This window comes from Pseudomonas sp. GCEP-101 (assembly GCF_025133575.1).
GTDB classification, from domain to species: Bacteria; Pseudomonadota; Gammaproteobacteria; order Pseudomonadales; family Pseudomonadaceae; genus Pseudomonas; species Pseudomonas nitroreducens_B.
The window spans coordinates 3,893,769-3,917,437 of record NZ_CP104011.1 but is presented as its reverse complement, the minus strand read 5'-3'; the positions used below and the strand labels follow the sequence as shown (position 1 = coordinate 3,917,437).

At 65.0% G+C, this 23,669-nt stretch carries 19 protein-coding genes and 3 rRNA genes; 8 read left to right on the top strand and 14 right to left on the bottom strand.

Annotated elements, in window-relative coordinates; translation table 11 throughout:
- The first annotated feature begins 19 nt into the window (after positions 1-19).
- Both N0B71_RS18050 and N0B71_RS18045 read left to right on the top strand, forming a co-directional pair.
- Positions 20-667, top strand: a complete 648-nt coding sequence (locus N0B71_RS18050; protein ID WP_259754041.1) for a FadR/GntR family transcriptional regulator — start codon at positions 20-22, stop codon at positions 665-667.
- Between the two features lie 40 nt (positions 668-707).
- Positions 708-1,988, top strand: a complete 1,281-nt coding sequence (locus tag N0B71_RS18045) for a CynX/NimT family MFS transporter (RefSeq protein ID WP_259754040.1) — start codon at positions 708-710, stop codon at positions 1,986-1,988.
- A gap of 280 nt (positions 1,989-2,268) precedes the next feature.
- On the opposite strand, the gene N0B71_RS18040 is transcribed toward N0B71_RS18045, so the two are convergent.
- The 11 genes from N0B71_RS18040 to N0B71_RS17990 all read right to left on the bottom strand — a co-directional run bounded on the left by N0B71_RS18040 (position 2,269) and on the right by N0B71_RS17990 (position 12,218).
- Positions 2,269-3,324 carry an AI-2E family transporter gene (locus N0B71_RS18040; RefSeq protein ID WP_259754039.1) on the bottom strand — a complete coding sequence of 352 codons (1,056 nt, stop codon included), beginning with the start codon at positions 3,322-3,324 and terminating at the stop codon, positions 2,269-2,271.
- 62 nt (positions 3,325-3,386) lie between these two features.
- The gene (locus tag N0B71_RS18035; RefSeq protein ID WP_416788044.1) at positions 3,387-4,277 is read right to left on the bottom strand and encodes a DUF4892 domain-containing protein; all 891 of its coding nucleotides are present in this window, start codon (positions 4,275-4,277) and stop codon (positions 3,387-3,389) included.
- 83 nt (positions 4,278-4,360) lie between these two features.
- Positions 4,361-5,221, bottom strand: coding sequence for an alpha/beta fold hydrolase (locus N0B71_RS18030; RefSeq protein ID WP_259754038.1), 861 nt, complete (start codon positions 5,219-5,221; stop codon positions 4,361-4,363).
- Between the two features lie 9 nt (positions 5,222-5,230).
- Positions 5,231-6,031: an alpha/beta fold hydrolase gene (locus N0B71_RS18025; protein WP_259754037.1), complete on the bottom strand. Its 801-nt coding sequence runs from the start codon at positions 6,029-6,031 to the stop codon at positions 5,231-5,233.
- A gap of 178 nt (positions 6,032-6,209) precedes the next feature.
- The gene (locus N0B71_RS18020; protein ID WP_259754036.1) at positions 6,210-6,857 is read right to left on the bottom strand and encodes a LysE family translocator; all 648 of its coding nucleotides are present in this window, start codon (positions 6,855-6,857) and stop codon (positions 6,210-6,212) included.
- A 38-nt stretch (positions 6,858-6,895) separates the two neighbouring features.
- The gene (locus N0B71_RS18015; protein WP_259754035.1) at positions 6,896-7,699 is read right to left on the bottom strand and encodes an AraC family transcriptional regulator; all 804 of its coding nucleotides are present in this window, start codon (positions 7,697-7,699) and stop codon (positions 6,896-6,898) included.
- Between the two features lie 265 nt (positions 7,700-7,964).
- The gene (locus tag N0B71_RS18010; protein WP_259754034.1) at positions 7,965-8,390 is read right to left on the bottom strand and encodes a hotdog fold thioesterase; all 426 of its coding nucleotides are present in this window, start codon (positions 8,388-8,390) and stop codon (positions 7,965-7,967) included.
- A gap of 15 nt (positions 8,391-8,405) precedes the next feature.
- The gene (locus N0B71_RS18005) at positions 8,406-10,073 is read right to left on the bottom strand and encodes an AMP-binding protein (protein WP_259754032.1); all 1,668 of its coding nucleotides are present in this window, start codon (positions 10,071-10,073) and stop codon (positions 8,406-8,408) included.
- A gap of 307 nt (positions 10,074-10,380) precedes the next feature.
- Positions 10,381-10,845 carry a phosphohistidine phosphatase SixA gene (gene sixA, locus N0B71_RS18000; RefSeq protein WP_259754031.1) on the bottom strand — a complete coding sequence of 155 codons (465 nt, stop codon included), beginning with the start codon at positions 10,843-10,845 and terminating at the stop codon, positions 10,381-10,383.
- Positions 10,842-11,183 carry a DUF4389 domain-containing protein gene (locus N0B71_RS17995; RefSeq protein WP_259754029.1) on the bottom strand — a complete coding sequence of 114 codons (342 nt, stop codon included), beginning with the start codon at positions 11,181-11,183 and terminating at the stop codon, positions 10,842-10,844. Before N0B71_RS17995 ends, sixA begins: the two co-directional genes overlap by 4 nt.
- Before the next feature lie 12 nt (positions 11,184-11,195).
- A complete protein-coding gene (locus N0B71_RS17990; protein ID WP_259754027.1) occupies positions 11,196-12,218 on the bottom strand; it encodes an NAD(P)H-dependent glycerol-3-phosphate dehydrogenase in 1,023 nt (340 codons plus the stop codon).
- A 183-nt stretch (positions 12,219-12,401) separates the two neighbouring features.
- Between N0B71_RS17990 and N0B71_RS17985 the strand changes: the two genes are divergently transcribed.
- The 6 genes from N0B71_RS17985 (at position 12,402) to N0B71_RS17960 (ending at position 19,900) form a co-directional block, all read left to right on the top strand.
- Positions 12,402-14,510, top strand: a complete 2,109-nt coding sequence (locus tag N0B71_RS17985; RefSeq protein WP_259754026.1) for a TonB-dependent receptor plug domain-containing protein — start codon at positions 12,402-12,404, stop codon at positions 14,508-14,510.
- Between the two features lies 1 nt (position 14,511).
- Positions 14,512-15,432, top strand: coding sequence for an ABC transporter substrate-binding protein (locus N0B71_RS17980; protein ID WP_259754025.1), 921 nt, complete (start codon positions 14,512-14,514; stop codon positions 15,430-15,432).
- Positions 15,429-17,345: an ATP-binding protein gene (locus tag N0B71_RS17975; RefSeq protein WP_259754023.1), complete on the top strand. Its 1,917-nt coding sequence runs from the start codon at positions 15,429-15,431 to the stop codon at positions 17,343-17,345. Before N0B71_RS17980 ends, N0B71_RS17975 begins: the two co-directional genes overlap by 4 nt.
- 230 nt (positions 17,346-17,575) lie before the next feature.
- Positions 17,576-18,091 carry a 3-hydroxyacyl-[acyl-carrier-protein] dehydratase FabA gene (fabA, locus tag N0B71_RS17970; RefSeq protein WP_043250924.1) on the top strand — a complete coding sequence of 172 codons (516 nt, stop codon included), beginning with the start codon at positions 17,576-17,578 and terminating at the stop codon, positions 18,089-18,091.
- Positions 18,092-18,102: 11 nt separating this feature from the next.
- Positions 18,103-19,320, top strand: coding sequence for a beta-ketoacyl-ACP synthase I (gene fabB / locus N0B71_RS17965; RefSeq protein WP_138525223.1), 1,218 nt, complete (start codon positions 18,103-18,105; stop codon positions 19,318-19,320).
- A gap of 121 nt (positions 19,321-19,441) precedes the next feature.
- Entirely contained in the window at positions 19,442-19,900 is a 459-nt protein-coding gene (locus N0B71_RS17960; RefSeq protein WP_259754021.1) for a GNAT family N-acetyltransferase, read from the top strand.
- 206 nt (positions 19,901-20,106) lie between these two features.
- On the opposite strand, the gene rrf (N0B71_RS17955) is transcribed toward N0B71_RS17960, so the two are convergent.
- The 3 genes from rrf (N0B71_RS17955) to N0B71_RS17945 all read right to left on the bottom strand — a co-directional run bounded on the left by rrf (N0B71_RS17955) (position 20,107) and on the right by N0B71_RS17945 (position 23,468).
- A 5S ribosomal RNA gene (gene rrf / locus N0B71_RS17955) occupies positions 20,107-20,222 on the bottom strand.
- 105 nt (positions 20,223-20,327) lie between these two features.
- Positions 20,328-20,443 (bottom strand): 5S ribosomal RNA (rrf, locus tag N0B71_RS17950).
- A gap of 133 nt (positions 20,444-20,576) precedes the next feature.
- Positions 20,577-23,468, bottom strand: a 23S ribosomal RNA gene (locus tag N0B71_RS17945).
- Positions 23,469-23,669 lie beyond the last annotated feature (201 nt).

Below are 23,669 nucleotides of genomic sequence, written 5' to 3'. Positions count from 1 at the left end.
CCGATGATTGGATGTTTCCATGCCAAGCCCCCTTCAGAAACGCTCGCTGGTGGACATCGCCCTCGAGCAGATCCGCCTGCGCATCGACGACGGCACCTGGCCGCTGGGCCAGCGCCTGCCGCCGGAACCCGAACTGGCCGACATTCTCGGCATCAGCCGCAACACCGTGCGCGAAGCAGTGCGCGTGCTGACTTTCTCCGGCGTGCTGGAAGTGCGCCAGGGCGACGGCACCTACGTGCGCGCCTGTGCCAACCCGCTGGACGCCATGCTGGTGCTCGCCCGCAGTTCGGTGGAACAGGCGCTGGAGGCCCGCGGCATCATCGAGGTGGAAGCCAGCCGGCTCGCCGCCGAGCGCCGCAGCGACGCCGACCTCGCCGCGCTGCGCGAGGCCCTGGAAGCCTCGGCCGCCCACCACGGCGGCGCGCTGGACACCTACATCGCCCATGACCTGGCCTTCCACCAGCGCGTGGTGGACAGCGCCCACAACCCGGTGCTCAGCGAGCTGTACCGCTACTTCTCCCAGGTGATCCGCGCCGGCCTGGAGCGCACCATCGGCGACCCGAGCCGGCCACAACCCAGCTTCGAGCTGCACCGCGAGCTGCTCGACGCCATCGCCCGCGGCGACGCCGAGGCGGCAGCCCGAGCGAACCGCGCGCTGCTGATCTGACTCTGAACGTTCTCTGCCTTGCTGCCCTGGAATGCCCACCATGTCCCTGCCCCATGACCCGAAAGACACCGAGCACAAGGTGTCCTGCCCACCCGCCGAACTGCTGATCGACGCCGAGGACGACAGCTCAGCCGAGGCGGCCCCGCGCCCGCCCCGCACCTGGCTGTTGCTGCTGGGCCTGGTGCTGGTGGCGATGAACCTGCGCCCGGCGCTGTCCAGCCTCGCCCCGCTGCTCAACAGCGTGCGCGAAGGCACGGGCCTGTCCGCGGCGGCCGCGGGCCTGCTCACCACCCTGCCGGTGCTCTGCCTGGGCCTGTTCGCGCCGCTGGCGCCGATGCTCGCGCGGCGCGTCGGCGCCGAGCGTACCGTGCTGCTGATCCTCTTCACCCTGGCCGGCGGGATCGTCCTGCGCAGCCTGTTCCCGGTAGCCGGGCTGTTCATCGGCAGCCTGGTGGCCGGCGCCAGCATCGGCATCATCGGCGTGCTGCTGCCGGGCATCGTCAAGCGCGACTATCCGCACATCGCCGGCACCATGACCGGCGTCTACACCATGGCCCTGTGCCTGGGCGCCGCCCTCGCCGCGGGTGCCACCGTGCCGCTGGCCGGGTTGATGGGCGACAGCTGGCAGCCGGCGCTGGCCTTCTGGGCGATACCGGCAGTGGTCGCCGCGCTGATCTGGCTGCCGCAGACGCGCCAGAACCACCACGCGCACCGCGCGGCGCGCAAGGTCAGCGGTTTGTGGCGCGACCCGCTGGCCTGGCAGGTGACGCTGTACATGGGCCTGCAATCGTCGCTGGCCTACATCGTCTTCGGCTGGGTGCCGTCGATCCTCATCGACCGGGGCCTGAGCGCGGTGGAAGCGGGCCTGGTGCTCTCCGGGTCGGTGATGGTGCAGTTGATCAGCGCCCTGGTCGCGCCCTGGCTGGCGACGCGCGGCAAGGACCAGCGCCTGGCGGTGGTGACCGTCATGGGGCTGACCCTCGCCGGCCTGCTGGGCCTGCTGCTGGCTCCGCTGTCGGGCATCTGGGGCTGGGCGGTGGTGCTCGGCCTGGGCCAGGGCGGCGCCTTCAGCACCGCGCTGGCGCTGATCGTCCTGCGCGCGCCGGACTCCCACGTCGCCTCCAGCCTGTCCGGCATGGCCCAGGGCGTGGGCTACACCCTGGCGGCCTGCGGGCCGTTCCTGGTCGGCGTGGTGCACGACGCCACCGGCGGCTGGGCGGCGACCGGGGTGATCTTCGTGGTGGTGTCGCTGGCGGCCATCGCCTTCGGCCTGGGCGCCGGGCGGGACAAGCTGGTGCAGGTGAGGAGCGAGCACGTCTGAGCTCGCCGGATCGCAGAGCGGACACCCCGTTCCGGGTTACTCGCCCTACGCCGGAGTACTACTGTAGGAGCGAGCTTGCTCGCGAACAGCGCTTGCGATGGACTCCGGAGTGGCCGATTGCACCCTCTCCCCAGCCCTCTCCTTGAAGGGAGAGGGAGCCGTCCTCTGCATTGAAAAATTCGAGAGTCAGCCGGCAAGCGCTGGGCTTTCCTCACACGCCGGACAGTCCCCTCTCCCCCAGGAGAGGGTCAGGGTGAGGGGCAGCCCCCGCTCCCACCCATCAAGCCACCGGCGGCGGCGGAGGCCGGTGCGAGCTGGCGACCCAGGCGCTGACCAGGTTGTACACCACCGCCAGCAGCACCGGCCCGAGGAACAGGCCGATGAAGCCGAAGCTCAACAAGCCGCCGAGCACGCCCAGCAGCACCACCACCAGCGGCAGATTGCCGCCGCGGCTGATCAGGTAGGGCTTGAGGATGTTGTCCACGCCGCTGATCACGAAGAAGCCCCAGATCGCCATGAACACCGCATAGCCGTAGCTCTCCTGGTAGAACAGCCAGATCACTGCCGGCCCCCACACCAGCGGCGGCACCATCAGCAGGCTGCAGACGAAGGTCAGCAGGCCGAGCAGGAAGGCCCCCGGAACCCCCGCAATGAAGAACCCCAGGGTGGCCAGCACGGCCTGGGCGGCGGCGGTGCCGATCACGCCGTTGACCACGCGCTGCACGGTACCGGCGATGATGTCCATGTACTGCTGCGCGGCGGGGCCGATCAGGCGTTCCAGCACGCCATGGGCGAACGCCTGCAGGCGCAGGCCGTCGCGGTAGAAGAAGAAGATCAGCACCAGGCTCAGCACCAGCTCGAAGATGCCCGCGCCCAGCTTGGCGCTGCGCGCCAGGGCCCAGTTGCCCACCTCGCCCATGTACGGCTTGAGCGCGGAGAACATCGCCACGCCCTGCTGGTCGGCCTGGTACCACCAGCCGATCAGCCGGTCGCCGATCAGCGGCACCCGCGCCATCCACGCCGGCGGCGGCGGCAAGCCGGCAACCTGCAGGTTCTTCACCAGTTCGACACCTTCGCGCACCCGGTCCACCAGGCCGAAGCCCAGCCACACCAGCGGCAGCGCCACCAGCACGATCCAGCCGACGGTCAGCACACCCGCCGCCGCAGCCTGGCGACCGCCCAGCAGGTGGGTCAGCAGGCGCATCAGCGGCCAGCTGGCAAAAGCCAGCACGGCGGCCCAGAACAGTGCCGACCAGAACGGCAGCAGCACCCAGATACTCGCGCCCAGCAGGCCGAGCAACAGCAGGCGCAGCAACAGGCGATCGTTGTCGAACATTGGAAACCCCAGTCGGCTCGAAAGCCCCAGTGTAGGGCGTTTCGCCTTCGTGCGTAGGGGAATCAGCGCAGCCAGGTCAGATGAAGCCCTTCGCCATCATCCTTGCCCTGCTCCAGGCGCGCGTCGCGCACGCCCTGGGCGGTGAGCGCGGCACGCCAGTCGCCGGCGTGCTGGCCGGCCAGTTCCACACGCACGCCGGTGTCCAGGCGCAGCGTGCGCACCAGCAGGTCCAGCCAGGCGCCGCCCGGCTCCTGCGGCACGTGGCTCAGGGTCAACTCGCCGTTGGCCTTGAGCAGGCGCATCAGGGTGGCTGGGCTGGGCAGCAGTTCGCCAAGGGCGGCGGCGCTGTCCAGCTGCTCGGCGTGCAGGTAGGCGCGGCGGTTGCCCCGGGTGATGGTGTAGACCGCCAGCAGGCTGTTTTCGTGGGGCGCAGCCAGGCGCACCAGCAGGTAGGCCTGCTGCTCGTCCGGGCCGAACAATTTGGAATTGCCGAACACCGCGTTGGCCAGCAGGTTGCTGGAGCCGCAATCGCGACTCTCGCACCAGAACAGCGGCGTGGCATCGGCGGCGAGGAGGTCCTTGCGCGCGGCGGCGAAGGCGCTCTGGCTGGAGTCCTCGTCGGGCAGGCGGTAGGTCACGGCGGTGAGGTCGCCGAGGGCGCGCACTTCGCCTTCCATGCGCAGGCGCCCGCTGATGCGGCTGATCGAGCCTTGCGGGTAGATGCGTTCCTGGCTGGCGGCCTGGTTGAAGTCGACGATCTCCGAACGCGGGAAGCGCGGGAGGACCTCCAGGTCATGGCTGTCGGGCAGGTCGGCGGCGCCGGCGAGGCTGGCGAAGCCGAGCAGGCCGCCGGCGAGCAGCGTGCGGAGCAGCCGTGACATCCGGTGCGCGTCGGTCCTGACGAGGTGAGGGTGTTCCGGCCCCTGGCGCGCGGCGGTCTGGATGTCGAGCATGCACAATCTCCCTGAAGCGATCCGTGCAGCGTCGCGGCCGGCCCCGCTTTAGTCAAGCCGCAGGGCGCTACGGGGTGTTTCCCTCAGCCCTTGAGGAAGGGCCGGAAGATCGCCGCGACGGCGTCGGCGCCCGCCTCGTCGTCCAGGTGCAGGTGGTGCCGGCCGGGCAGCTCATGGACCTCGAAGGGCCGGTCCTTGAGCAGTTCGCGGGTCGCCGGCTCGACCATCATCAACCCTTGCTGCGCCAGCACCAGACTGGCCGGGCATTGCACGGACTGGACGAATTGTCGCGCATGGGCGCGGGTCAGGCGCAGCGGTGACGGCAGGGTCAGGCGCGCGTCGGTGCGCCAGGTGTAGCCGCCCGGCACCGGCACCAGCCCACGGGAGGCGAGCAGCTCCGCGGCCTCGCGGCTCACGGCGCCCACACCCTTCATGCGCGCTTCCACGGCGCGGTCGATGGCGTCGTACACCGGCTTGCGCTTGTTCGGCAGCGCCAGTTGCGCGCGCAGGGCTTCACCCAATTTCTGCGGCGCGGTATCCGCCTCGCCGGTGTACGGCACCAGGCCGTCGATCAGCGCCAGTCGCTCGATGCGCTCGGGCATCGCGCCGGCCAGCAGCACCGAGACGATGGCGCCCATGGAGTGCCCGAGCAGGGAGAAACGCTCCCAGCCCATCTGGTCGGCCACCATCAGCACGTCCAGCGCGTAGTCCCACAGCAGGTAGCTGGCCCCCGGCGCGCGGTGGCCGGAGTGGCCGTGGCCGGCGAAGTCCAGCGCGAGGATACGCACGCCGTCGAGCCGGGGCGCCAGGCGGGCGAAGCTCATGGCGTTGTCCAGCCAGCCGTGCAGGGCGATCACCGGGCGCCCATCCTCAGGGCCGAACAGGTGCGCGGCCAGCTCGATGTGCGGCAGGTTCAGGCGGATTTCCTGGACGTGGGCGGTCATGGCGATTCCTTAGCGATGGGCACGCTGTTGCCAGCGGGCGAAGACGGTCTTGAGCAGCGCGGCGGTGTCCTGCGGGCGCTCCAGCGGGAACATGTGGCCGCCCGGCAGCGACAGGCTCTCGCCCATGGGGATGCGGCAGATCAGGCGGGCATGGTGCGGCAGCACCACGCGGCTATGGCGGCCGCGCACCATGGTCAGCGGCACGGCCAGTTGCGTTGCGCGGCCCGGCGCGGTGTGCGGCACGTTGCGGTAGATGGAGATTTCGGTGGCCGGGTCGAACTTCAGCCGCAGCCCGCGCGCTGGCGACGGTGCCAGCCCGTGGCGGACATAGGCCTCCAGGCAGTCGCGGTCGAAGCGCTTGAACAGCGGTTTGCCGGCGAAGTAGTCCAGCGCCTCCTCGAAGTCGCCAAAATCCTCGCGGCGGCCAAGGGTGCGGCCGGCGGGCGTCAGCCGGTCGATGAAACCGAAGCGCTTGGCGACGCGGATCACCAGTTGGTCGGCCAGGGTCAGCAGGGGCGAGTCGAGCATCACCACCCCCCGGTACAGCTCCGGTTTGCGCAGCGCCGCGTGGTAATGCAGCACACCACCCAGGGAATGGCCGACGCCCCACACCGGTTCGTCCAGCGCCTGCAGGTGATGCAGCAGCTCTTCCACCAGGTTTTCCCAGTTGTCGTTCACCGGGAAGCGTGGGTCGTGGCCGTGCATGTCCAGCCGATGGACCCGGTAATCCGGCTCCAGGGCATCGAACAACTTGCCGTAGGTCCCCGAGGGGAAGCCATTGGCGTGGGCGAAGAAGACCGCTTGCGACATGCTGCGTGAACTCAGGGAAATGACAGCCTGAATTTTCCGACAGCACCGGGGGCGCGGCAATGACCCGCACTCCCGCGAATGACGGCACTACGGCCAAAGTCCATGGCGCTCCGGCGGGTTTGCCCTGATCGCTCCGTTTTTGCGGCGGATAACGTGGAACAAGTTATCGACGCAAGCCTCACCCCCAATGCGCCGCGTGGTTCACCACGCTGAACAGGATGCCGCCCGCCACCAGCAGGAACACCACGCCGCACGCGCCGTCGATGGCGGGAACGGCACGCAGCAACCGCCGCTGCCACAACGGCCGGGTGAGGAGGATGCTGAGCAGGCTGAACCAGGCGAAGCCGATCACGAAGAGCATCACGGCCACCGAAACCTTGCCCGGCGCGGACATGTCCACCGGGATCAGGCTCGTCAGCAGCGCGAGGAAGAACACCAGCGCCTTGGGGTTGAACAGATTGGTCGCCAGCCCGCGCAGCCAGGGGCCGAGCCGCGACTCGGCCAACTCCCCATCGATGCGCCCTGCCCCGCCCGGCTTGCGCAAGGCGCGCAGCGCGCCGATGCCGAGCCAGCCCAAATAAACCGCCCCCACCAGTTGCAGCGCACTGAACAGCAGCGGCGAACGCGCCAGCAGCAGCGACACGCCGGTCAGCACCAGGGTGCCGTGGACCAGGATGCCGCAGGCGAGGCCCAGGGCGCTGAGCACGCCAGCGCGGCGGCCCTGGTGCAACGAGGTGCGCACCACCAGCGCGACGTCCGGGCCGGGGCTGACCAGGGCGACGGCGAACACGGCGGTGAGCATGAGCAAGACGTGAACCTCCTGCATCGCGGGATTCTCCAGAGGGAAAGGAAACGGGGGGTGGATCAGCGCTGGCGTAGTCGCGCGGGCGGCAATCCGTAGGTACGGCGGAACAGGCGGCTGAAATGCGCCTGGTCATAGAAGCCCAGGCTCAGGGCGATTTCCGACAACGGCTGGCCCTTGATCACCCGCGGCAGCGCGCGCTCCAGACGCAACTGGGTCAGCCACTGGTGTGGCGGCAATCCACACTGGTGACGGAAGCGGCGCAGCACCTGCCAGGGACTGAGGTCGCAGAACTGGGCAATTTCTTCCAGGGTCGGCGGGGTTTCCAGGCGCGACTCCAGCCACTCGCGAATACGCGCCCAGGTCGGTGCGTCGAAGCCCTGCCCCGGTTCGCGAATGCGCAGGCTGGAGGCGCGCTCCAGCAGCGCGGCCAGGGCCTGCCAGAGCTGGCCTTCCTGCGCCAGCCGTTCGCCGCCCAGCATCAGCCCGTGGGCACGCTGCAACTCGGCCTGCAGCAGTGGATCGCGCAACTGCGCAGCGGTCAGCCGCGGCGCACCCTGGCGGCCATCGCTGAAGGCGCGGCAGGCGTCGTCCAGCCACTGCGGGTCGATGGACAGCACGCGGATGCGATAGCCGCCCTCGCCCTCGCTGGCGCCGTCGTGGATGCTCTCGGGGCTCATCAGCAGAATGTCGCCGTTCCCGGCCAGCGAACGCTCACCGCGATGGGTGTAGCGCTGGCAGCCGTCGAGCATCAGCCCGACGTGGTAGTCGAGGTGAAAATGCCGGGGAAAGGCGAAACGGCGGTACTCGGCGTCGATGAAACGGACGCCGGGCAGGCCGCTGCTGTGGTGTTCGATGCGTTCCATGGCCCCACTGTACCGACACGGCAACGGCGGGTCTTGGACAAAATTGCGAGGGTGCCGAGCGGCATGGGACCTGTAGGAGCGAGCACGTTCACGCGCACAGATGAGCAGGAATCGGTTTATCCGCGAAATTCATCGCGGATGAATCCGCTCCTGCAAGGAAATGCGGAACCATGGCGCCTGCGTAGGAGCGGACTCCGTCCGCGATTGGCCCGGCGCCGCTCTGTCGCGGGCATGGCCCGCTCCTGCAGGGAAATACCGCGCAGGGTCAACGCTCCAGCGGCACCACTGCCATGGTCAGCCGCGAGATGCAGCTCGGCTTGCCGTCGTCCCCGTGCAGGCGGATTTCCCAGACGTGGGTCGAGCGGCCAATGTGCACCGCCCTGGCCACCGCCGTCACCCGCCCGCTGCGCAAGCCGCGCAGGTGGTTGGCGTTCACCTCCAGGCCCACGCAGTAGTACTGGCTGGTGTCCAGGCACAGGTAGCTGGCGGTGGAGCCGACGGTTTCCGCCAGCACCACCGAGGCACCGCCGTGCAGCAGGCCGTAGGGCTGGTGGGTGCGCGAATCCACCACCATGCTGGCGGTCAGCGAGTCGTCGTCGAACGCCTCGAAGCGGATGTCGAGCACTTCACCGATGGTGTTCTTCAGGTTCGCGTTGAGCTTTTCCAGGTCGGGCGTGGTGCGCCAGGTCATTCCGCATTCCTTCTGTCATTCATGCCATTGCACCGCCTCGCGGCGCTCCGCCCATTCATTGAAGCGCTTGCCGTAGGTCCCTTCCACCACGTTGCGCTTGATCTTCAGGGTCGGCGTGAGGAAGCCGTTGTCCACCGTCCAGACGTCCTTGACCAGCACCAGCCCGGCCAGGCGTTCGTGCTTGTCCAGCGCATCGTTCACTTCAGTCAGCAGCGCCTGCAGGCTCTGTTCCAGCTGGCTGCGCGAGCCGTTGGCGGCTTCCTGGCGGCCGACTTCGGAGAGCACGCACAGGCCCAGCGGGGCGATCAGGCCGTCGCCGACCACGCAGATCTGCTCGATGCGCGAATGCACGGCCAGGCGGTTCTCGATGGGCGCGGGGGCCACGTACTTGCCCTTGGCGGTCTTGAATATCTCCTTGATGCGGCCGGTCAGGCGCAGGTTGCCGTGCGCATCCTGCTCGCCCTTGTCGCCGGTGCGCAGGAAGCCGTCCTCGGTGAGGGTCTCGGCGGTGCGTTCCGGGTCCTTGAAGTAGCCGACCATGGTCGCGCCACTGCGCACCTGCACCTCACCTTCGTCGCTGATGCGCACTTCCACACCGGGGCTGTTGCGGCCGATCCAGCCGGCCCGCTGTTCGCCGGGGCGGCAGACGTGGGAGTAGCCGCAGTTCTCGGTCATGCCATAGACCTCCAGCACGTTCAGGCCCAGCCGCTGGTACCAGTCCAGCAGCGCCTCAGGCACTGGCGCGGCGCCGCACAGGGCGTAGCGCACGGCGTCCAGGCCGAGGCCGGCGAGCACCTTGCGGCCAACCAGTCGGCCGACGATCGGCAGGCGCAGCAGGCGGTCGACCTTCTGCGCTGGCATCTGCGCGTAGACGCCCATCTGGAACTTGGTCCAGATGCGCGGCACGCCGAAGAACACCGTGGGCCGCGCGCGGCGCATGTCGGCGACGAAGGTGTCCAGGCTCTCGGCGAAGAAGATCGTCTGCCCGGCGTAGATCGACGCCATCTGCACGAACATGCGCTCGGCCACATGGCACAGCGGCAGATAGGACAGCAGCCGGTCCTCCTCGCCGACGCCGAACAGGTCGATGGCATGGCTGGCGGCGAAGGCGAAGTTGCCGAAGGTGTGCATCACGCCCTTGGGCGTGCCGGTGGTGCCGGAGGTGTAGATGAGGGTCGCCAGGGTCGCGGCGTCCGGGCGCGGGTCGTCGGCGATGGGCGCCCATTGCTGCAGGTCGCTCCACTGCTGGTCGAAGCGGCCCTGCGGGTGCAGCGGCAGCGCGACGGTGGGCACGCCGTCGGGAATGCCGCCCTCCATCGCCGGCCAGTCGTCCAGCTTGCCGATGAAGGCCACCCGCGCTTCGGAGTGGGTCATCACCTGGCGCACCGAATCGGCGGTGAGGTTGGGATACAGCGGCACGGAGACGTGGCCGGCCATCCAGATGGCGATATCGGCGACGATCCAGTGCGCGCAGTTCTTCGAAATGATCGCCACCCGGCTGCCGTCGGGCAGGTCCAGGCTGCGCAGCCAGGCGGCGGCGCGGCGGGCCTGCTCGCCCACTTCGCCCCAGCTCAGGGTCTGCACGTCGCCGCCGGTGAGCGGCTGCACCAGGTAGCGTTTGTTCGGATGGCTCTTCTCGCGCTGATAGAACAGGTCGAGTGGTAATCGGACTGCTTTAACCACGTGCCCCTCCTTTGTTCTTGTTGTCAGAGGTGTAGCTCAGGGATATCGCGATGGATCAACCAAGCACTTGCTTGGTCGAATATTCCACGCGATGCCGTGGCAAACAAGGCTGGTCGTGTGAACTTTTGTAGGATTTAACCGAAGGATGGGCGCCAGCCGCTCTGCGACGGGCTTCGTATAGAAACATCCGGGCACGATTTGCCTTGTCGGGTGGAAGAGCCCCCTCTCCCTAACCCTCTCCCTTAAGGGAGAGGGCTGGGGAGAGGGATTGCCCCAGGCACAGAACACCCAGGGGCTTTGCGCGACGTCAGGAATGCCGCGGATGATACAGCGACACCAGCTCCATCAAGCCGGCCAGCGGGACTTCGCCTTCCAGTTCGGCCAGGGTGGCGGTGCCGAACGGCACGGCGTCGCTGCGGCTGCCGTGTACCAGCAGGCCGGCCAGCGCGCCCACCAATGGCTGGTGGGTGACCAGCAGCAGGTTCTTTTCGCCGCGGCCGTCGAGGAAGCGCAACACGTCCTTGGGGTCATCGTCAGGGGTCAGCCAGGGCGCAGTGCCCACCGAACCCTCGAAGCCCAGCGCCTCGCGCACCAGCTCGGCGGTTTCCTGGGCACGCACGTAGGGGCTGGCGAGGATGCCATCCAGCGGCTGGCCGGCGAGCTGGGCGGCGCTTTTCAGTACTTCCTTGGTGCCGTGGGCTGTCAACCGGCGCTCGGCGTCGCGGCGCGCCTGGGGTTCGGCTTCGCCGTGACGGAGCAGCCAGAGCTTCACAGCTTGGGCTCCTCGTCGCGCACCGGGTGCGCTGCCGGCGGCACGTCGTGCGGCGTTTCGCCTTCCGGGGCGCGAGCGCTCGGCCAGTCGGCGAACGGCCAGGGCTTCGCGTCAGTCTGGAAGGCGCCGAAGCGGCCGATCTGCGCGAAATACTGGCTCAGGCTGTCGCCGAAGCCCATCAGGCTGGCGCTGGGCGCACCGTAGATGATGCGGTAGATCAGTTGGATGACGACCACGGCGCCGAGGATCATCTCGGCGACGAACCAGACCAGCGCGAAAACCAGCATCCAGACGACGCGCAGGACCAGGGATTCCTTCTCCTCACGTTCAACAGACATGGCGAAACCTCCTCAGAAACCGGTGGTGGGAATGAAGTCGACGTCGGTCTTCGGCTCGCCGCTCATCAGCGCCTCGATGACCTGTGCCAGGGTGCGGCCGCCGAACAGGATGGCGTTGAGGCCGGCCACCAGCGGCATGTAGACCTGCAGCTCGTCGGCCTTGGCCTTGAGCACCTTGAGGGTGTTCACGCCCTCGGCGGTCTCGCCCATGCGCGCCACGGCGTCTTCCAGGGTCAGGCCTTCGCCCAGGGCGAAACCCACCTGATAATTGCGGCTCTTGGGTGATGAACAGGTGACGATCAGGTCGCCCACGCCGGCCAGGCCGAGGAAGGTCATGGGGTTGGCGCCAAGCTTGACGGCGAAGCGGGTCATCTCCGCCAGGGCGCGGGTGATCAGCATGCCCTTGGTGTTTTCGCCCATGCCCAGCGCGGCGGCCATGCCGGCGATGATGGCGTAGACGTTCTTCAGCGCGCCGCCCAGCTCGACGCCGAAGCGGTCACCACTGGCGTAGACGCGGAAGGTGCGGCCATGCAGGGCCTGCTGCACCTGGGCGCAAAGGTCTTCGTCCTCGCTGGCGACCACGGTAGCGGTCAGCTCGTGCTCGGCGATCTCGCGCGCCAGGTTCGGGCCGGAGATCACCGCAATGCGGGACTTCGGCGCGATCTCTTCGAGCACCTGGCTCATCAGCTTGAAGCTCTGTGCCTCGATGCCCTTGGTCAGGCTGACCAGCATCTTGCCGGCCAGCGCTTCGCTGCGGCCGTCGAGCACCTTGCGCAGCGCGCTGGACGGCACCGCGACGAAAATCATCTCGCATTCGGCCAGGGTCGCCGCCAGGTCCGTGGTCGGCTCCACGCCGGCATGGATGCGCACGCCCTTGAGGTAATTGGGATTCTCGCGGCGGGTGCGGATCGCCTCGGCCTGTTCCTCGTCGCGCATCCACTGGCGAACGCGCTGTCCGTTTTCCGCCAGCAGGTTGGCGAAGGCGGTGCCGAAACTGCCACCACCGAGGACGGCGATCGGTTGCTGCTGTGTCATGTCTGTTCCATTGGTGGCCGCCCGGGAGCGGCGATTGGGGCATTATAAGGCCGCATCGGCGACCGACCAGCCCGGATCGCCGGACTGGTAATCAGCGCAGCCTCGTTTAACATCCCTGTTGTGGAAAACGTCTGGCTGCAGGCGCTGACCGCCCCCAGAAAAAACCGAGAACAAGGCCGTTCCGTGTATCGTCCCGTCCGCGCTCCCCTGCCGCTCTCCCTGCTCGCCGCGCTGCTGGCGGGCAAGGCCGTGGCCGGCGATCTGTTCGTGGACAGCCTCGACGTTCCCGAGGTTCTGACCGCGACGCGGCTGAAACAGTCCCCGGCCGAAGTCCCCGGCAGCATGACGGTGCTCGACCGCGACCTGATCAAGGCCTCCGGCGCCCGCGACATTCCCGAGCTGATGCGCCTGGTGCCGGGCATGATGGTCGGCTACCTGTCGGGCAATCAGGCGACGGTGAACTACCACGGCACCAACGTCACCGAGGCACGGCGCCTGCAGGTGCTGGTGGACGGCCGCTCGGTGTACCGCCCGGGCCTGGCGACGGTGGACTGGAGCGATATCCCGGTGGCCATCGAGGACATCGACCGCATCGAGGTCTTCCGCGGGCCCAACGCCGTGAGCTACGGCGCCAACGCGCTGATGGGCGTGATCAACATCCTCACCCGCCATCCCGCTGATAGCCAGGGCACACGGCTGAAGTACACCGCCGGGCAGAATGGCGTCCGCGACTGGTACGCCAGCCAGGGCCTCCATGACCGCTCCGGCGACTATCGACTGTCGCTCTCCGGCCAGGAAGACGACGGCTTCGACCACGACCAGTTCGACCGCAACTACCGCGACGGCCGCCGCCTGAGCCGCTTCAACCTGGTCGCCAGCCACAGCCTCGACCTGCGCAACAGCCTGGACTGGCAGCTCGCCGCGAAGGAAGGCAGCAACCAGCGGCCCTACGCCTACCAGCCGATCTTCGGCAACATCGCCGCCGGCGACGACAATTCCGACCTGACCGCCCGTGATTACGCCGGCTCCCTGCGCTGGACCCTCGATGTGAACCCCGAGCACAGTCTCTACGTGCAGGGCTACGCCGAGCACTGGGAGCGCCTGCAGGATTTCGGCGCGTGCGAGGCGCAGATCGCCTTCAGCCCGCAGCTTGCGCAGCTGTGGGAGCTGAACCCGAAATACGTACAGAACTTCGCCGACTCGCTACCGCGCATTCCCCGCGGAACGGCACAGGAGCGGGCGCTGGCCCAACAAGTGGTCCGGCAACTGGCGGCCGGCGCCTACCTGCCGGTGTGCGGGCAGGTGAACCAGAACATCCGCGAGACCCGCTACGACCTCGAAGTCCAGGACACCCTCAGCCTCGCCGATGGCGTGCGGCTGGTCAGCGGCATGAGCTACCGCCACGACCAGGCCTCCTCGGAAACCTACTTCGACGGCACGGTGAACAACGATATCTGGCGCCTGTTCAGCCAGCTGGAATGGCACCTGACGCCGCACTGGCTGCTGCAGGGCGGCGCGATGGTGGAGGACGACCAGCTCTCCGGCAGCTCGGTCAGCCCGCGCGTGGCCCTCAACTACCTCATCACCCCGCGCCACAGCCTGCGCGCGGTGTATTCCGAGGCAGTGCGCTCGCCGGACATGTACGAGAACGACGTGAACTGGAGCTACCGGGTGCGCAACCTCTCGACGCCCGTGTACGGCCAGTCCAGCGCCTACTACTTCGCCCGCGCCCACGGGCCGGGCGACCTCGACCAGGAGCGCATGCGCTCGCGGGAAATCGGCTACAACGGCCAGTTCGACGAACTCGGCCTGGCGCTGGACATCAAAGCCTACTACGACGAAATCCACGGGCTGATCAGCGATCCCTTGAAGGTCTCCGATTTCGAACCGACCAACGACAACGACATCCGCTTCAGCGGCGCGGAAACCCAGCTGGACTGGCGCCTGACGCGGCAGGACCGCGTGCGCCTGACCTACGCCTACGTCGACTATGACGCCAGCAGCCGTTACGACCAGCGCCTGACCGCGCGCAACAGCGGCTCGGCCGGCTGGATGCGCGACTGGGGCCGCGGCTGGTCCAGCGCCCTCTTCTACTACGGCGACGATGCGCTGAACGAGCACCGCTTCGAGCGCGTGGACCTGCGCGTAGCCAAGCGCATTCCCCTGGGCCGCGCGGCGCTGGAACTGGCCGGCGTTCTGCAGCAGCGTCTGGACGACGAACCGCTGACCTGGCCGGAAAACCGCTACGACAATCGCCACTTGCTCTATTTCAGCGCCGAGGTGGACTTCTAGCATGTCTGCCCGCCGCTCATGGACGAGCCCCGGCCCCCTTCTCACCGCCCTGCTGTTCTGGCTGGCCTGCCTGTTCGCGTTGCCGGCGCAGGCCCGCGAGCTCCTCCTGGTCAGCACCGAGCAGAGCGCTGCCCTGCAGGACTTCGCCGACGCGTTGGCAAAACGCCGTCCCCACGACCAGGTGCGGCTGGAGTCCCCCGAGAACCTGCCCCCGCCTGACAAGCTGGATGGTGAGACACGTCTGTTGCTGCTGGGCAGCGGCGCACTGAACTGGCGCCTGGCCAGCCACGACGCGCCGCCGGCACTGACGTTACTGGTCAGCCGCGTCGAAGCCCGGCAGGTTCTGGGCGGGCGCGACGTGCCGCACCTCACCCTGCTGTGGAGCGATCCGCCACCGGCACGCCAGTTGGCCCTGGCCCTGCAGATGAGCCCGCGTCCGCAGCGTATCGGCGTGCTGTTGGGGCCCAGCAGCGAATTCCTCCTGGAGGAGCTGCAGCACTCGGCCGAAAAGCTGGGGGTGGAGCTGGTCAGCGAACGGCAGACCCGCGCCGACGACAGCCGGCCGCTGCGCGAATTGCTCGCACGCAGTGACCTGCTGCTCGGGCTGGACGACAAACAGCTTTATAACGCGCAAACCATCAAGGGCATCCTCCTCAGCGCTTACGCTGAGAACCGCGCACTGATCGGCCCCACCGCCGCCTTCGTGAGGGCCGGAAGCCTGGCCAGTACCTACAGCGACCAGAGCGACTGGCTGGAAACCCTCGACAGCCTGCTGGAGCAACCTGCGCAGCAATGGCCCCGCAGCCTCTACCCCAAACGCTTCAAGGTGCAAAGCAACCGCCAGGTGGCGCGTTCGCTCGGCATCGACCTGCCAGTTGACGCGGATCTCGCGCAGCGCCTGGCCGAAGGAGAGAAACCATGAGTTCCCGCAAGAGCTGGAACATCCAGACGCGCATGCTGGCCATCAGCCTCGGCCCGGCGCTGCTGCTGACCGTGCTGCTGACCAGCTACTTCACCTACTCGCGCCTGCAGGACCTGCGCCTGGAGTCCAACCATACCGGCCAACTGATCGCCAACCAGCTCGCCCCCGCCGCGGAGTACGGGGTGATCTCCGGCAACCTGCCGGTGCTGCAGAGCCTGTTGCGGGCGACGCTGAGCACTGCCCACGTGCGCTTCATCGAGGTGCGCGATCGGGGTGACAATATCCTCGTGTACGTCGAGCATGCCGCCGATCCCGCCCAGGCGAGCACCAAGGTGGAAATCTTCCACGCCTCGATCCAGCGCGAGAACATCGCCCTCAACGGCAGCGACCTGGCGGGCTCCAGCGACCTGCTGCCGGCCGCCGCGCCGCCCAGTGGCGACTACCTCGGCCGCGTGGTGGTGGGCATGGCCAGCGACGCCTTCAGCGAGCGGCAGCAGGAAATCCTCCTCAAGGCCAGCCTGCTGGCGTTGTTCGCGCTGATCCTCACCTACCTGCTGGCGCGCCGCCTCGCCCGCCGCCTGGCGGCGCCGATCCGCACCATGGGCCGGGCCGTCCAGGCGATCCAGAGCGGGGACTACCACACCACCCTGCCGGTGCCGGATGACGGAGAGGTCGGCGACCTGGCCCGGCACATCAACAACCTCGCCCGCGGCCTGCAGCAGGCCAGCCTGGAGCAGGAGCGCAGCATCGCCCAACTGGTGGCGGCACGGGAGGAAGCCGAAGAGGCGAACCGCGCCAAGTCCGACTTCCTGGCGATGATGAGCCATGAGCTGCGCACGCCGATGAACGGTGTGCTGGGCATGCTGCAGTTGCTGGAAACCACCGACCTGAACCAGGAACAGGCGGAATACAGCGCGCTGGCCACCGAATCCACCGAGCACCTGCTCAAGGTGATCAACGACATCCTCGACTTCTCCCGCGTCGAGCGCGGCGCGCTGGAACTCGAGCGCATCCCGTTCAACCTGCTGGAACTGATCCAGAGTTCCATCCAGGTCTTCCAGCACAGCGCCCAGCAGCGCGGCCTGGCGCTGGAAATGAACGTGCAGGACGGCCTGGACGACCTTGAGGTACAAGGCGACCCCACACGCATCCGGCAGATCCTGGTCAACCTGCTGGGCAACGCCCTGAAGTTCACCGAAGAGGGCGGCGTGCGCCTGGAAGCGACCTGGCAGGCGCTGGACGACGAAGTGCTGTGGCTCGTCTGCTCGGTGCAGGACAGCGGCATCGGCATCTCCCGCGAGCGCCTGGAGCATATGTTCGAAGCCTTCCAGCAGGCCGACTCGTCCACCTCCAGACGTTACGGCGGCACCGGGCTGGGGTTGTCCATCGCACGCACGTTGGCCGAACGGATGGGCGGCACCCTGAGCGCGGTGAGCGAGGAAGGCTGCGGCTCGACCTTCACCCTGGAAATCCCCCTGCCCTTCCGCGCGCGCCAACGTGCCGCAGAGGATGGGCTGAGCAGCGTCGATGCCCTTGCCACTGGTCAGTCCGTCTTGCTGGTGGAGGACAACCCGGTGAATCAAACGGTCATAGAAGCTATGTTGCGCAGCCTGGGCTATCGCGTCACGCTGGTGGGTGATGGCGCCCAGGCAGTGCGCACCTCCGAGCGTGGCGATTTCGCGGCGATTCTGATGGACTGCCGCCTGCCGGTTCTCAACGGCTATGAAGCCACCCGGCAGATCCGTGCAAAACCCGGTGGTGAAGAGGTGCCGATCATCGCCCTGACCGCCAACGCACTCCAGGGCGACCGCGAGGCGTGCCTGGAGGCGGGAATGAACGACTACCTCGCAAAGCCATTCAAACGTGCGGAGTTGCAGCGGATTCTGCAGCGCTGGGTTGCTCCAGGTCGTTGATCCTACGAGCACTTGCCCGCAAACTGCGGACCGGCCCTAGGCCTGCGTCCCGACAGGGAAACCTGGCGTCGGTGAAAAGTGAACAAGCGTTCGCCGATTGCTGTGACTTTCACTCAAAGGCAATAGTCTATGACTAGGCTGCCGCATGACACCGTGACAAGAACAACGGAAGCGGCGCCGCAGGCAGAAGCCAGACAACGCCTGCTATCCAGGATTTTTGAGGAGCTCGCATGACCAAACAAAACGCCTTCACCCGAGAAGACCTGTTGCGCTGCAGCCGCGGCGAGCTCTTCGGCCCGGGTAATGCGCAACTGCCCGCCCCGAACATGCTGATGATCGACCGCATCACCCACATCAGTGATGTCGGCGGCAAGTACGGCAAGGGCGAACTGGTCGCCGAGCTGGATATCAACCCGGACCTGTGGTTCTTCGCCTGCCACTTCGAAGGCGACCCCGTCATGCCGGGCTGCCTGGGCCTTGACGCCATGTGGCAGCTGGTGGGCTTCTACCTCGGCTGGCAGGGCAACCCCGGCCGCGGCCGCGCCCTGGGTTCGGGCGAAGTGAAGTTCTTCGGCCAGGTCCTGCCGACCGCCAAGAAAGTCACCTACAACATTCACATCAAGCGTACGATCAATCGATCGCTCGTTCTGGCCATCGCCGACGGCAGCGTCAGCGTCGATGGCCGCGAAATCTACAGCGCCGAAGGCCTCCGCGTCGGCCTGTTCACCTCCACTGACAGCTTCTAAGGGTATCCCGCATGCGTCGCGTCGTGATCACCGGTCTGGGCATCGTTTCCTGCCTGGGCAATGACAAAGACACCGTCTCCGCCAACCTGCGTGCAGGCCGTGCTGGCATCCGCCACAACCCCAGCTACGCCGAGATGGGCCTGCGCAGCCACGTTTCCGGTTCGGTCAACCTGAACCTGGAAGAGCTGATCGACCGCAAGGTCTTCCGCTTCATGGGCGACGCCGCCGCTTATGCCTACCTGGCAATGGAACAGGCGATCAAGGACTCCGGCCTCACCCCCGAGCAGATCTCCAACCCGCGCACCGGCCTGATCGCCGGCTCTGGCGGCGCTTCCACCCTGAACCAGATGGAAGCCATCGACACCCTGCGCGAGAAGGGCGTCAAGCGCATCGGCCCATACCGCGTCACGCGCACCATGGGCAGCACCGTTTCCGCGTGCCTGGCCACCCCGTTCCAGATCAAGGGCGTGAACTACTCCATCTCCTCGGCCTGCGCCACCAGCGCGCATTGCATCGGCCAGGCCATGGAGCAGATCCAGCTGGGCAAGCAGGACGTCGTCTTCGCTGGCGGCGGTGAGGAAGAACACTGGAGCCAGAGCTGCCTGTTCGACGCCATGGGCGCCCTCTCCACCCAGTACAACGACACCCCCGAGAAAGCCTCCCGCGCCTACGACGCCAAGCGTGACGGTTTCGTCATCGCCGGCGGCGGCGGCATGGTCGTCGTCGAGGAGCTGGAACACGCCCTCAAGCGTGGCGCCAAGATCTACGCCGAAATCGTCGGCTACGGCGCGACCTCCGATGGCTACGACATGGTTGCCCCGAGCGGCGAAGGCGCCATCCGCTGCATGCAGCAGGCCCTGGCGACCGTCGACACCCCGATCGACTACCTGAACACCCACGGCACCTCCACCCCGGTCGGCGACGTCGCTGAAATTCGTGGCGTGCGCGCCGTGTTCGGCGACAAGGCACCGGCCATCAGCTCCACCAAGAGCCTGTCCGGCCACTCGCTGGGCGCCGCCGGCGTTCACGAAGCGATCTACTGCCTGCTGATGATGGAAGGCAACTTCATTGCCGGTTCCGCGAACATCGACGAGCTAGACCCGGAAGTCGCCGACCTGCCGATCCTGCGCGAGACCCGCGAAAACGCGAAGATCGACACCGTCATGAGCAACAGCTTCGGCTTCGGCGGCACCAACGCCACCCTGGTCCTGAAACGCCACAACGGCTGATCGGTGATCCCAACAAAAAAGGCGCCCCAGGGCGCCTTTTTTGTTGCCTGCGATTCCGCTCTACCTTCCCGCCGCTATTGCCGTCAGGATGGGCAGACGCGATAGCAGGGAGCGTACATCGATGGATTTGCTGATAAGACAGGCCCACAGCGACGACGCCAAGGCCATTAGCCGCATCATCGTAGCGGCCGTGAGGGAGAGTAATGGACAAGACTACCCGCTGAGCGTCATCGAATCGGTGGTGGCGAACTTCACGCCTGAACGGGTGCTCGAACTGCTGAAGCAACGCCTGGTATTCGTCGCACTACTGGGCGAAGAGATCGCGGGCACTGGCGCCCTGGATGGCAATGCCGTGCGCAGTCTCTTCATAGCGCCACAGCAGCAGCGCAAAGGCATCGGCCAGGCGCTGATGGCCAGAATCGAGAAAGCCGCCCTGGAACGCGGCATAGAGGCCCTGCTGGCCCCCTCTTCCCTCACCGCCGAAAGCTTCTACGCCCGCCTGGGCTATCACGTGGTACGAGAGCAACTCCACGGCGAAGAGCGCACCCTCATCATGACCAAGCCCCTCACTCCCCTGTAGGAGCGGGCCATGCCCGCGAACCGCATCTGTCATGGCTCCCCGGCAGGCGCCGGACGCAGGACGCATAACACCTCAAGCGCTATCCGCCATCGCGGCGGATAACCCGTCCCGGATTACTCGCCCTACGTAGGGTGCCCGCATTTCCCTGCCCCGAAAAAACAAAACCCCCGACCAGCTTTCGCTGATCAGGGGCTTTGGAATTAGGAGCTTGACGATGACCTACTCTCACATGGAGAAACTCCACACTACCATCGGCGATGCATCGTTTCACTACTGAGTTCGGGATGGGATCAGGTGGTTCCAATGCTCTATGGTCGTCAAGCAATTCGGTTGGATGCTCGCCGTGGCGCTCATCCAAAATCGGGTTGCTTACACTAATAAGCAAAACCCCCGGCCAGCGATGCTGACCAGGGGTCTTGGGATAGGAGCTTGACGATGACCTACTCTCACATGGAGAAACTCCACACTACCATCGGCGATGCGTCGTTTCACTACTGAGTTCGGGATGGGATCAGGTGGTTCCAACGCTCTATGGTCGTCAAGCAATTCTTTAGGACGCTTGTGGCAATTGCGCACGCTCATCCGAATTCGGGTATGTGACAGGTATTTGCGGTTCACACGAACTTTCGGTTCGTTACGTCTTCACCGTACAACACGCAAATTGTTTGGGTGTTATATGGTCAAGCCTCACGGGCAATTAGTATCGGTTAGCTCAACGCCTCACAGCGCTTACACACCCGACCTATCAACGTCGTAGTCTTCGACGGCCCTTCAGGGGAATCAAGTTCCCAGTGAGATCTCATCTTGAGGCTAGTTTCCCGCTTAGATGCTTTCAGCGGTTATCTATTCCGAACATAGCTACCCGGCAATGCCACTGGCGTGACAACCGGAACACCAGAGGTTCGTCCACTCCGGTCCTCTCGTACTAGGAGCAGCCCCTCTCAAATCTCAAACGTCCACGGCAGATAGGGACCGAACTGTCTCACGACGTTCTAAACCCAGCTCGCGTACCACTTTAAATGGCGAACAGCCATACCCTTGGGACCGGCTTCAGCCCCAGGATGTGATGAGCCGACATCGAGGTGCCAAACACCGCCGTCGATATGAACTCTTGGGCGGTATCAGCCTGTTATCCCCGGAGTACCTTTTATCCGTTGAGCGATGGCCCTTCCATACAGAACCACCGGATCACTAAGACCTACTTTCGTACCTGCTCGACGTGTCTGTCTCGCAGTCAAGCGCGCTTTTGCCTTTATACTCTACGACCGATTTCCGACCGGTCTGAGCGCACCTTCGTACTCCTCCGTTACTCTTTAGGAGGAGACCGCCCCAGTCAAACTGCCCACCATACACTGTCCTCGATCCGGATAACGGACCAGAGTTAGAACCTCAAGCATGCCAGGGTGGTATTTCAAGGATGGCTCCACGCAGACTGGCGTCCACGCTTCAAAGCCTCCCACCTATCCTACACAAGCAGGCTCAAAGTCCAGTGCAAAGCTACAGTAAAGGTTCACGGGGTCTTTCCGTCTAGCCGCGGATACACTGCATCTTCACAGCGATTTCAATTTCACTGAGTCTCGGGTGGAGACAGCGCCGCCATCGTTACGCCATTCGTGCAGGTCGGAACTTACCCGACAAGGAATTTCGCTACCTTAGGACCGTTATAGTTACGGCCGCCGTTTACCGGGGCTTCGATCAAGAGCTTCGCTTTCGCTAACCCCATCAATTAACCTTCCGGCACCGGGCAGGCGTCACACCCTATACGTCCACTTTCGTGTTTGCAGAGTGCTGTGTTTTTAATAAACAGTCGCAGCGGCCTGGTATCTTCGACCGGCATGGGCTTACGTAGTAAATACTTCACCCTCGCCGGCGCACCTTCTCCCGAAGTTACGGTGCCATTTTGCCTAGTTCCTTCACCCGAGTTCTCTCAAGCGCCTTGGTATTCTCTACCCAACCACCTGTGTCGGTTTGGGGTACGGTTCCTAGTTACCTGAAGCTTAGAAGCTTTTCCTGGAAGCATGGCATCAACCACTTCATCATCTAAAAGACGACTCGTCATCAGCTCTCGGCATTAAGACCCCGGATTTACCTAAGATCTCTGCCTACCACCTTAAACTTGGACAACCAACGCCAAGCTGGCCTAGCCTTCTCCGTCCCTCCATCGCAGTAACTAGAAGTACAGGAATATTAACCTGTTTCCCATCGACTACGCTCTTCAGCCTCGCCTTAGGGACCGACTAACCCTGCGTCGATTAACGTTGCGCAGGAACCCTTGGTCTTTCGGCGTGGGAGTTTTTCACTCCCATTGTCGTTACTCATGTCAGCATTCGCACTTCTGATACCTCCAGCAAGCTTCTCAACTCACCTTCACAGGCTTACAGAACGCTCCTCTACCGCGCATCTTGCGATGCACCCGTAGCTTCGGTGTGTGGTTTGAGCCCCGTTACATCTTCCGCGCAGGCCGACTCGACTAGTGAGCTATTACGCTTTCTTTAAAGGGTGGCTGCTTCTAAGCCAACCTCCTAGCTGTCTAAGCCTTCCCACATCGTTTACCACTTAACCACAACTTTGGGACCTTAGCTGACGGTCTGGGTTGTTTCCCTTTTCACGACGGACGTTAGCACCCGCCGTGTGTCTCCCACGCTGACACTTCCAGGTATTCGGAGTTTGCATCGGTTTGGTAAGTCGGGATGACCCCCTAGCCGAAACAGTGCTCTACCCCCTGGAGTGATACGTGAGGCGCTACCTAAATAGCTTTCGAGGAGAACCAGCTATCTCCGAGCTTGATTAGCCTTTCACTCCGATCCACAAGTCATCCCCTACCTTTTCAACGGGAGTGGGTTCGGTCCTCCAGTCAGTGTTACCTAACCTTCAACCTGCTCATGGATAGATCGCCCGGTTTCGGGTCTATACCCAGCGACTAAATCGCCCTATTAAGACTCGCTTTCGCTACGCCTTCCCTATACGGTTAAGCTCGCCACTGAATATAAGTCGCTGACCCATTATACAAAAGGTACGCAGTCACCTAACAAAGTAGGCTCCCACTGCTTGTACGCATACGGTTTCAGGTTCTATTTCACTCCCCTCTCCGGGGTTCTTTTCGCCTTTCCCTCACGGTACTGGTTCACTATCGGTCAGTCAGTAGTATTTAGCCTTGGAGGATGGTCCCCCCATATTCAGACAAAGTTTCTCGTGCTCCGTCCTACTCGATTTCACTTCAAAGAACCTTTCACATACGGGGCTATCACCCACTATGGCCGCACTTTCCAGAGCGTTCTGTTAGATTCAAAGAAGCTTAAGGGCTAGTCCCCGTTCGCTCGCCACTACTAAGGGAATCTCGGTTGATTTCTTTTCCTCAGGGTACTTAGATGTTTCAGTTCCCCTGGTTCGCCTCTTACACCTATGTATTCAGTGCAAGATACCCGAGTTATCTCGGGTGGGTTTCCCCATTCAGAGATCTCCGGATCAAAGTCTGTTTGCCGACTCCCCGAAGCTTATCGCAGGCTACCACGTCTTTCATCGCCTCTGACTGCCAAGGCATCCACCGTATGCGCTTCTTCACTTGACCATATAACCCCAAGCAATCTGGTTATTGTCTCGAACGTGAAGACGACATTCGCCGAAAATTCGCGCTTGAACTCGCAAATTTTACCTTGACTTGAATAATCACCAGTGAAAGAGATTATTCAGTCTACTTCTATCACATACCCAAATTTTTAAAGAACGGTTCTGGCACAAAGACCAGACATCAATGTTCGTTCAACCTGAA